The sequence below is a fragment of the Pseudoalteromonas sp. APC 3224 genome, assembly GCF_030407535.1.
Classification (GTDB): Bacteria; Pseudomonadota; Gammaproteobacteria; order Enterobacterales; family Alteromonadaceae; genus Pseudoalteromonas.
Map to the genome: position 1 here is coordinate 82,601 of NZ_JASDDF010000014.1, position 10,792 is coordinate 93,392.

The window sequence follows — 10,792 nt, forward strand, 5'->3', positions numbered from 1 at the left end:
ACCTTAGCCTGCTTGTTTTATGTCCATACCATATAAGTTTTAATTAAACACCACAGTTCGGTCACGGCCTATGCTTTTTGCTCTATAAAGCGCTTTGTCGGCATTTTTTAATAAGCCTTGCAAAGTGCAACACTCAGAAGTTAAACTCGATACCCCGTTACTCACTGTGTAATTCACAAACTCACCACAGGGTAACTCTACCGGATTATCTTTTAAAAAATCCTGAAGCTTTGCTAATGTTTTAACTACAGTAGTAACACATTTATCCTGTGAAACAATGCAAAACTCCTCACCGCCCAAACGCGCTACAATGTCATTATTGTCACAAAATAATTTGAACGTTGCAGCAATACTTTGTAAGACCAAGTCACCACCTTCATGGCCAAATTGATCGTTTATACGCTTAAAATGATCAATATCTATCATAGTTAGCGTTAAATGCTGTTCATTTTTAAAACAGGTATCAAGTGCAAGTTTACTCAATTCAATAAAACCTCTACGGTTAAGTAAATTTGTAAGAGGATCTTTAATCGTTAAATCTTTTAACTGCGCTTGATACTGTTTCATTTTAGTAATATCGCGCTCAATAGCCGCATAATAAGCCACTTCGCCCAAGCTATTTTTAAGTGGAAAAATATTCATATCAATCCAATAAGGCTCACCATTCTTTTTGTAATTAAGTATTTGCTCTGAAATTTGCTGTTTATTTTCTAGTGCATGCCTTATTTTATCGCGTGTTGATTGTTTAGTTTTAGGGCCTTGTAAAATACGCGGCGTTTTTCCTTTAACTTCACCTAAATGATAACCAGTTACTTTAGTAAATGACTGGTTTGCATAAACAATTTTAGGTCCATTTTCAGTAATAGTATCAGCCTCAGTAACCAAAATAACATCATTGGCAAGTTCAACTATTTCTTTAAATGGGATCATTTGTTTCTGGTAAGTAATATCAGTAAAGGTAGTTACTACTTCTGTGAGGTTATTATTTTCATCAAACTCTGGATAAGCGTTGCACAATACCCAAGTTATGTCTTCGCATGAGCTATCACAAATACCTAGTTCAATATTACTGATCGGTTTTTCACTATTAATAACTAAATTAACTGGATATTTATCAACACTGAGAGGTTTACGAAGTTCATCAATTAAGTTCCATTGGCTATCAAAAGCGTCATACCCTAAGGCTTGCTTTTGAGTCATACGTAAAATAGTTAATGCAGCGGGATTTGCATAAACAATGCTGCTATCTGGAGCATGTACAACCACTCCCGCATGCAAATTTTTGACTAATTTTTCTGCACTCAGCCTAGATAAATCCATTAACAACTCCGTAAACACAATACTTATAAAAAGCGGCTATAAATTTGATATAGCATTTTTAATATATGTGAATATTTACTGTTATAACAGAAAAAATGATCCTTTCTTCTTAGGGTCTGTTGATCTTTCAAGGTTGAATTTGCAGCAGGCTGTTTGGTATTTAGGCAAGGCAGAGCCTATGTGGTGTGGTTATTCCCCATAAATAGGCGATAACGCAGCATCAATGCCAAACAGGCGCTGCCCGAAGGGTTCTGCCTAGGGGCGATTTACTCTTTGTTGCTCGGTTTTTACTTAGCCCATAGGTTAAAAACCTCGCGCCGCGATTAAACCGCCCCTAGTTTGAACAAATTTTAATCCGCAAAGGTCAACAGACCCTAGAAATATAAAACCAAAAAAAAGCTGATAACCATTAAGTTATCAGCTCTGTGCTTTATATGACTTGAAATTGGCATCCGCCTAATTAGAAGGTACTCTTACCATACCTTCCATTAACACACGCGCGCTGCGGCTCATACTGGCTTTGCTAACCTGCCATTGGCCATTTGTAACCACCGCCTCCGCTCCCACTTTTAATGTGCCTGAAGGGTGCCCAAAGTTAACTTCATTAATAGCTCCACCACCAGCGGCTACATTAACTAAGGTGCCTTTTATCGCGGCTGCTGTGCCAATAGCAACGGCTGCTGTACCCATCATTGCATGATGTAACTTGCCCATCGACATCGCGCGAACCAATATACTTATGTCGCTGGCATTTATGTGCTTACCACTTGAGGCTGTATAGTCTTTTGCTGGAGCAACAAATGCCACTTTAGGTGTGTGTTGACGTGCTTGTGCTTCATTAATATTATTAATTAAGCCCATTTTCACTGCACCATGGGCACGAATGCTTTCTAACATAGTTAACGCCGCATTATCGCTATTAATATCACCTTGCAACTCTGTACCGGTGTAACCAATATCCGCTGCATTTATAAAAATAGTCGGAATACCAGCATTGATCATGGTTGCTTTTAACGTGCCTACGCCTGGAACTTCTAAATCATCAACCACATTACCTGTCGGGAATAACGCACCATCACCATCAGCAGGGTCAATAAATTCCAGCTTTACTTCAGCAGCAGGAAAGGTAACACCATCTAACTCAAAGTCACCGGTTTCTTGTACTTCACCATTGGTCATGGGTACATGCACTAAAATGCTTTTTTTAATGTTTGCCTGCCATACACGCACAATAGCAATGCCATTATCAGGCACTCTACCTTTATCGACTAAACCATTGCTGATGGCAAACGCGCCTACAGCAGAGGTTAAATTACCGCAGTTACCGCTCCAATCTACAAACGCTTTATCAATCGCGACTTGACCAAATAAGTAATCAACATCGTGATCGGGTTGCTCACTTTTACTTAAAATAACGGTTTTACTGGTGCTTGAGGTTGCGCCACCCATACCATCAGTTTGTTTACCATAAGGATCGGGGCTACCAATAACGCGCAATAATAAGCTATCGCGCGCCTCACCTGCCACTTGGGCAGGTGCAGGTAAGTCAGTTAAATTAAAAAACACGCCTTTACTGGTGCCGCCGCGCATGTAAGTCGCTGGCACTTTAATTTGTGGTTTAAACATCTGTTTTATGTCCTTATGATGCTTGTGTTGCTTCTAAAAAGTCTTGCGCAAAGCGTTGTAACACACCACCCGCAGCATATATAGAGAGCTCTTCTTGCGTATCTAATCGGCATTTCATTGGCACAGTGACTACTTCACCATTTTTACGGGTAATCACTAATTTTAAAGTTGCCCCTGGTGCTGGTTCGCCCTTAACATCATAGCTTTCGCTACCATCTAGGCTAAGTGTTTTGCGGGTTGTACCTGCAGCAAACTCCAGTGGTAGCACACCCATACCAATAAGGTTAGTACGGTGAATACGCTCAAACCCTTCAGCTGCAATAACCTGAACACCAGCAAGCCTAACACCTTTTGCCGCCCAATCGCGCGACGAACCTTGGCCATAGTCAGCACCGGCAACAATTATAAGCGGTTGCTTACGTTGCATGTAGGTTTCGATGGCTTCCCACATACGCGTGTTTTCACCTTCTGGCTCTATGCGCGCGTACGATCCTTGCTTCACTTCACCGTTTTCATCCAATACCATTTCATTCAATAGTTTAGGGTTTGCAAACGTGGCTCGTTGTGCGGTTAAGTGATCGCCTCGGTGCGTTGCATATGAGTTAAAGTCTTCTTCTGGCACGTTCATTTTAGTTAAGTATTCACCTGCAGCGCTGCTTGCCATAATTGCATTAGAAGGAGATAAATGATCGGTGGTAATGTTATCGCCAAGTACCGCTAATGCACGCATACCACTCATACTGCGCTCGCCTGCTAATGCACCTTCCCAATAAGGAGGGCGACGAATATACGTACTTTCAGGGCGCCAATCGTATAATGGGTCGTTATCTTCGCCGTAATCAACGGTTAAGTTAAACATTGGCTCGTATACTTTTCTAAACTGCTCAGGCTTAACACTTTGCTTGATCACTGCATCTATTTCTTCATCAGATGGCCATAAACCTTTTAAGGTTACATCGTTACCTTGCTGATCTTTACCGAGGATATCTTTTTCTATATCAAAACGGATGGTACCGGCAATTGCATAAGCAACCACAAGCGGTGGAGACGCTAAAAATGCTTGCTTAGCATACGGATGAATACGACCATCAAAGTTACGGTTACCCGAAAGCACCGCTGTTGCGTATAAATCGCGATCAATTACTTCTTGTTGAATTTTAGGATCTAGTGCACCACTCATCCCGTTACAGGTAGTACAGGCAAAACCAACAATACCAAAACCAAGTTGCTCTAGCTCTGGTAATAAGTTTGCATCTTCAAGGTACGATTGCACTGCTTTAGAACCCGGTGCCAATGAGGTTTTAACCCAAGGTTTACGCATTAAACCTTTTGCATTGGCGTTACGCGCCAATAAACCTGCAGCAATTACATTACGTGGGTTACTGGTATTAGTACAACTAGTAATAGCGGCAATAATACACGCGCCATCTGGCATTAAGCCTTCTTCGTTTTCAACAACGCCCGAAATACCTTCTTTAGCTAAGTCGCTAGTAGATACACGACGGTGCGGATTTGAAGGCCCTGCAATGTTGCGCCCTACACTTGATAAATCAAATTTAAGCACACGATCGTAATGCGCTGTTTTTAAGCTGTCGCTCCATAGCCCTGCTGTTTTAGCGTAGTTTTCTACTAGTGCAATTTGCTCTTCGTCGCGACCTGTTAAACGTAAGTAATCAATAGTTTTATCGTCAATGTAGAACATAGCCGCGGTTGCGCCAAATTCTGGGGTCATGTTCGAAATAGTCGCTCTATCACCAAGGGTTAGTGCATCAGCACCCTCACCGTAAAACTCGAGGTAAGTCGATACCACACGTTGCTCGCGTAAAAATTCGGTAATAGCCAATACAATATCGGTTGCAGTAATGCCCGGTTGGCGTTTACCGGTAAGTTCTACACCCACAATATCGGGTAAACGAATGTACGATGCGCGCCCTAGCATTACACTTTCGGCTTCAAGGCCGCCCACGCCAACAGCAATAACACCTAACGCATCAACATGCGGTGTATGGCTGTCGGTACCTACTAAAGTGTCTGGGAACGCAATACCATCACGGTTTTGAATAACCGGCGACATTTTTTCAAGGTTAATTTGATGCATGATGCCATTGCCCGGTGGGATCACATCAATATTTTTAAACGCAGTTTTTGTCCAGTTTATAAAATGAAAACGATCATCGTTACGTCTATCTTCAATCGCGCGGTTTTTCTCAAACGCTTCAGGGTCAAAGCCTGCATGCTCTACCGCTAACGAGTGATCGACAATTAATTGTGTTGGCACAACCGGATCTACTTTTGCAGGATCGCCGCCTTTTGCAGCAATAGCGTCGCGCAGACCCGCTAAATCAACTAAAGCGGTTTGCCCTAAAATATCGTGACATACAACGCGTGCCGGATACCATGGGAAATCTAGGTCTTGCTTGCGCTCAATAATTTGGCTAAGCGCATCGGTTAGCATATCGGGTTCACAACGGCGTACTAAGTTTTCGGCAAATACCCGCGAACTGTAAGGCAGTGTGGCGTAAGCACCTGGTTTAATGGCATCTACTGCGGCCTGGGTATCGTAGTAATCTACATTTGAGCCTGGTAATGGCTTACGGTATTGAGTGTTATTAATAATGGTCATAATAAATTCGCTAATTTGGTGACGGGGTTAATCAAGACAGGCTTTAGATTTGAAGGTATATTGTTTGCATAATTTGCTAAAGCCGTAAAAGGTGAGTTGGTAACTCACCTTTTGTATGGACTATATGTTTATCTTGATTCAATTGGCGTGTAGCTGCGCGCATCTGGCCCTGTGTAATCGGCACTTGGGCGAATTATACGGTTATTTGCACGTTGCTCTTTTACGTGTGCTGTCCAACCGGTTACTCGGCTCATTACAAAGATAGGCGTAAATAACTTAGTAGGAATACCCATAAAGTGGTAAGCCGATGCATGGAAAAAGTCAGCATTACAGAATAACTTCTTCTCACGCCACATTACTTCTTCACAGCGAACTGATACTGGGTAAAGCACATCGTCACCCACTTCTGCGGCTAATTTTTCAGACCATTTTTTAATAATTACATTACGCGGATCCGACTCACGGTAAATAGCGTGACCAAAGCCCATAATTTTATCTTTACGCTCAAGCATGCCCATTAGCGCGTCTTCAGCTTGATCAGCACTAGTAAAACTTTCAATCATATCCATTGCGGCTTCGTTTGCACCACCATGCAGTGGGCCACGTAAGGTACCAATTGCACCAGTAACACATGAGTGAATATCAGAAAGCGTTGATGCACACACACGACCGGTAAAGGTAGATGCATTAAACTCATGCTCTGCGTACAAAATTAGTGAAACATTCATCACTTGTGCAAATAACTCGCTTGGTGCTTTATCATGTAATAGCGTTAAAAAGTGTGCGCCTACTGAGTCATCATCAGTTTGTGTTTCAATACGAACACCGTCATGAGTAAAACGATACCAGTAACAAATAATACTTGGGAAAATTGCCACCATGCGGTCAATCGCATCGTTTGCTTCGCTAAAGTCATTTTCCATTTCAAGGTTACCTAGCATAGAACAACCGGTACGCATTACATCCATTGGGTGTGCGTCTTTAGGAATGTTCTCAAGCACTGTTTTTAGTGCTTCAGGTAAACCGCGTAAGCTTTTAAGTTTAGCTTTGTACTCTGCCAGCTCTGTTGTGGTTGGTAACTCGCCGCGAGAAAGTAAAAACGACACTTCTTCAAACTGCGCTTTTTCAGCCAGTTCGCTAATGTCGTAACCACAGTAAGTTAAACCTGAGCCTGTTTGCCCTACTGTACATAATGCTGTTTGTCCTGCTACTTGGCCACGTAAGCCTGCGCCACCTAATGCTTTATCTACCATGATTTGTCTCCTGTTAAATTTTTTATTATTTGTCAGATTTTGCTGAAAAGAGGTTATCTAGCGTGTTTTCGTACGAGTGATAATCTAAAAAGTCATAAAGCTCTGCACGCGTTTGCATGTTTTCAATTTGGCTTTGTTGCGACCCTTCATTCAAAATAGCCGAGTAAACATTGAGTGCCGCTTTATTCATAGCTCTAAATGCACTTAGTGGGTAAAGCACCATTTCTACACCCACATCGCTCAACTGCTCTTTGGTATAAATTGGGGTTTGGCCAAACTCGGTAATGTTGGCTAAAATCGGCACATTAATCGCTTTGCTAAATGCGTGGTAATCAGCAAGGTCATGAACGGCTTCTGCAAAAATGGCATCGGCTCCCGCCTCAACACAGGCAGCTGCACGGTCTATTGCTGCATTTAAGCCTTCTTTTTGAAATGCATCAGTACGCGCCATAATGTAAAAATCGCTATCAGTTTTTGCATCTACTGCGGCTTTAATGCGGTCAACCATTTCAGCTTGGGTAACTATTTCTTTATTAGGACGGTGACCACAACGCTTTTGTGCTACTTGGTCTTCAATATGAAAGCCTGCTGCACCCGCTTTGGTCATTTCTTTAACGGTACGTGCAATATTAAATGCTCCGCCCCAGCCTGTATCGGCATCAACTAATAATGGTAAATCGCTAGCACCAGTAATACGGCGAATATCTTCAAGCACATTATCAAGGCTAGTCATGCCTAAATCTGGCATACCAAATGAGGCATTAGCCACACCTGCCCCCGATAGGTAAATAGCTTGATGGCCCATTTTTTCAGCCATCATTGCGGTATACGCGTTAATAGTACCCACAACTTGTAACGGGTGGTTATTTGCAATTGCCTGTTTAAATTTTAATCCTGCTGACATTACCTTCTCCTAACTTTGAACGGGGCTGCTCTTTGGCAGCTTAGTATTTTTTAATAATGTTACATCTGTATTAGGGTCTATTGACCTTTCAGGGTTTAATCCGCAAAGATCAACAGAATCTAGTTAGCCATTTCATTGTGAGTGGCTTGTACTGATTGATATCCATCAAATTTTGTTTGTATATTTGCTTGGGAAGCACTGATATGGCGCTTCATTAGCATTTCGGCCAGCTCCCCATCATGATTTTCTATGGCGTTTATAATCGCTAAATGTTCGTCAAACGCTTTCGATACGCGTGGCCCAACCATGCCCATTTGCACACGGTACATTCTTATTAACTGGTATAGGTCGTGGCATAACAAATGAATTAAGTGAGCGTTTTTACTGCCTTTGATGATTCTGTAATGAAAGTCTAAGTCGCCTGCTTCTTGATAGTACGACTCACCTTCTTTAACACGCTGAGTTTGCAAATGCTGATTCAGTAATTGTTTCAAGCTTTGTACTTCATCGGCAGCCATATTGTCGGCAGCTAATCTACATGCAAGTCCTTCAAGGGCACTGCGCACTTGATACACTTCAATTAAACGTTCTGCGGTTAATGCTACAACACGACAACCTATATTGGCTTTGCGCTCAACTAAGTAACAACTTTCTAAACGGTTTAATGCCTCTCTGAGGGTTGCACGGCTTACACCATAACGCTTTGCCAGTTCTGGCTCTGATATTTTACTGCCTTGTGCAATGCTGCCTTCTACAATTTCGCGGCGCATATCTACAAACACTTTATCGGAAGCGGTTGTAACTGCGGTGTCGTTTAAAAAGTGCTGTGTCATAAAGTATTTTTATATTGTCGACAATTTATGGGTTAACTATGTGCTTATTAGCTAACAGTGTCAACCCTAAAAGCACTAAGAATGAGTAAAAAACCATCAAATTGTCGACAGCATTAGCTAAAAGTATAATAATTTTTAGTATTAAATGCGTTTTTCATAACAAGGTGTCGACACTTTCAAAGTGCTACTATTTCGGCTTTAACACTGAAAAAAATCGTCAAAAATGCTATTATCCGGCTTTAAATTTTATTGTATGAGCCAAATCGTGGACGCTAACACTTATATTCCAGAGCAATTTATTGATGACGTAAAAACTTATCTGCCTGAGCACCTTACCTTAGATGATTTTTTAAATGCCTGTCGTCGACCTTTACGTAAGTCTGTTCGCGTTAATACATTAAAAATGAGTGTTGAAGAATTTAAACGCCACGCAGCTCAAAAAAATTGGCAACTCACTGCCATACCCTGGTGCGATGAAGGTTTTTGGCTAGAGCGCCCAAACGATGAAGAGCAAAATTTAGCGCTAGGTAATACCGACTTACACTTAAGCGGCGCAATGTACGTACAAGAAGCAAGCTCAATGTTGCCGCCAATGGCACTAAAGCACAGCCTGCAAACTAGTAACACAGTACTCGATATGGCCTCTGCGCCGGGTTCTAAAACATCACAACTAGCTGCACTAATGAACAATCAAGGTGTATTGGTTGCAAATGAGCTGTCGTCATCGCGCTTAAAAGTACTTAGTGCCACGCTAAAGCGCATGGGTGTTGGTAATTGTGCGTTATCGCATTTTGATGGCGTGGTATTTGGTAATTATATGTTTGAAAGCTTTGATAGTATTTTGCTTGATGCGCCCTGCTCGGGTGAAGGCACAGTTCGTAAAGACAGCGATGCACTAAAAAATTGGTCTATCGAATCAAACATTACCATTGCCCAAGTACAAAAAGAGCTGATTAGAAGTGCATTTTATGCACTTAAACCTGGCGGCACGCTGGTGTATTCAACCTGTACATTAACCCCACTCGAAAACCAGCAAGTGTGTGATGCATTGCTAGAAGAATTTGGCGAATACATCGCGCCAGAGCCTTTAAATGACCTTTTCCCTGGCGCAGAAAAAGCCACTACATACGAGGGCTACTTACATGTTTGGCCGCAAACCTTCGACAGCGAAGGCTTTTTTATTGCTAAATTTAAAAAACACAGCAGCTGCGAAAACCAAAATCTAAAAGTGAAAAAAGGCGCATTCCCCTTTAGTGATTTTGATAGTAAACAGCAAAGTGCGTTTATGAGCTCTCTCAAAAAGCAATTTGGTTTAACGAGTCTACCAGGCACTTTAATGCAACGCGACAAAGAGCTTTGGCTGTTCCCAGATGAATTTGAAGCAATACAAAACAAAATAAAATACGCGCGGTTAGGTATTCAGATAGGTGTTATTCATAAAAATGGCGTGCGCCTCGCCCATGAATTTGCCACCGTATTTGGTAAGCAATGTAAAAGCAATGTACTGGAACTAAACAATCAGCAGGCCAGTGATTACTTTAATGGCAAAGACATTCGTTTGGATGAAGTTGTTAAGGCAACTGGTGAAGTGATCCTAACCTTATGTGGTTGCCCTATTGGATTAGGAAAGTGGCAAAAAAATAAGGTTAAAAACTCACTACCTAGAGATTTGGTGCAAAACACGCAGTTAATAAACTGGGAGTAAACTCTAACTTAAGTGTGCATAACAATTGTAACTCACTGTAATTATTACAGTATAAAAAATGAGCAAAAATGTGTGTTTTTGAAGCTTTTGACTATACTTAAATAACTTTCTTCTTCTCCCTAAGAATCTGAAAGTGTCTTTAGTTAGCGCAGGGCTCACATATGAGCCCCTCTATAACCCAGAGTTCCTTATAGCTCTGGGTCTTTTTTTGTCTTTAAAACAGGTTTTAGGTTTTAGGTTTTAGGTTTTAGGTTTTAGGTTTTAGGTTTTAGGTTTTAGGTTTTAGGTTTTAGGTTTTAGCAATGAGACGCTACGCTTTGGGAAGTGGTGAAAAAACAATTAATCACTTAGGTTAGTGGCTTTATTTTCTCATTTATTTCTCATTCCCTTCTCTCAGTTCAATTAGATCTTTAAGAAAATTATACACAAAGAGGGCTAAGAGACGCTGCGCTTTAGAGGAAGTGATAAAAACAGAAAGCTTTCATTAATAAGGGGCTTAATCGTTAATGTTTCCTCATTTACTCCTCA

General features: G+C 41.4%; 7 protein-coding genes. 1 reads left to right on the plus strand and 6 read right to left on the minus strand.

Annotated elements, in window-relative coordinates; all coding sequences use genetic code 11:
• Positions 1-39: 39 nt before the first annotated feature.
• From QL989_RS09120 to QL989_RS09150, 6 genes are all read right to left on the minus strand, one after another.
• On the minus strand, positions 40-1,320 hold the full coding sequence (locus QL989_RS09120; RefSeq protein ID WP_290169904.1) for a diguanylate cyclase: 1,281 nt from the start codon (positions 1,318-1,320) through the stop codon (positions 40-42).
• Between the two features lie 456 nt (positions 1,321-1,776).
• Positions 1,777-2,946, minus strand: coding sequence for a 2-methylaconitate cis-trans isomerase PrpF (prpF, locus tag QL989_RS09130; RefSeq protein WP_290169917.1), 1,170 nt, complete (start codon positions 2,944-2,946; stop codon positions 1,777-1,779).
• Between the two features lie 13 nt (positions 2,947-2,959).
• Entirely contained in the window at positions 2,960-5,569 is a 2,610-nt protein-coding gene (acnD, locus tag QL989_RS09135; RefSeq protein ID WP_290169918.1) for a Fe/S-dependent 2-methylisocitrate dehydratase AcnD, read from the minus strand.
• A 128-nt stretch (positions 5,570-5,697) separates the two neighbouring features.
• Positions 5,698-6,822 (minus strand): 2-methylcitrate synthase, encoded by a 1,125-nt coding sequence (gene prpC, locus QL989_RS09140; RefSeq protein ID WP_138609386.1) that lies wholly within the window; start codon positions 6,820-6,822, stop codon positions 5,698-5,700.
• A gap of 25 nt (positions 6,823-6,847) precedes the next feature.
• Positions 6,848-7,726, minus strand: a complete 879-nt coding sequence (prpB, locus tag QL989_RS09145; protein ID WP_178955812.1) for a methylisocitrate lyase — start codon at positions 7,724-7,726, stop codon at positions 6,848-6,850.
• Between the two features lie 119 nt (positions 7,727-7,845).
• The gene (locus tag QL989_RS09150) at positions 7,846-8,559 is read right to left on the minus strand and encodes a GntR family transcriptional regulator (protein WP_290169920.1); all 714 of its coding nucleotides are present in this window, start codon (positions 8,557-8,559) and stop codon (positions 7,846-7,848) included.
• 265 nt (positions 8,560-8,824) lie between these two features.
• On the opposite strand from QL989_RS09150, the gene rsmF reads away from it, so the two are divergent.
• Positions 8,825-10,264, plus strand: a complete 1,440-nt coding sequence (rsmF, locus tag QL989_RS09155) for a 16S rRNA (cytosine(1407)-C(5))-methyltransferase RsmF (RefSeq protein WP_290169926.1) — start codon at positions 8,825-8,827, stop codon at positions 10,262-10,264.
• The last annotated feature ends 528 nt before the right edge of the window (positions 10,265-10,792 follow it).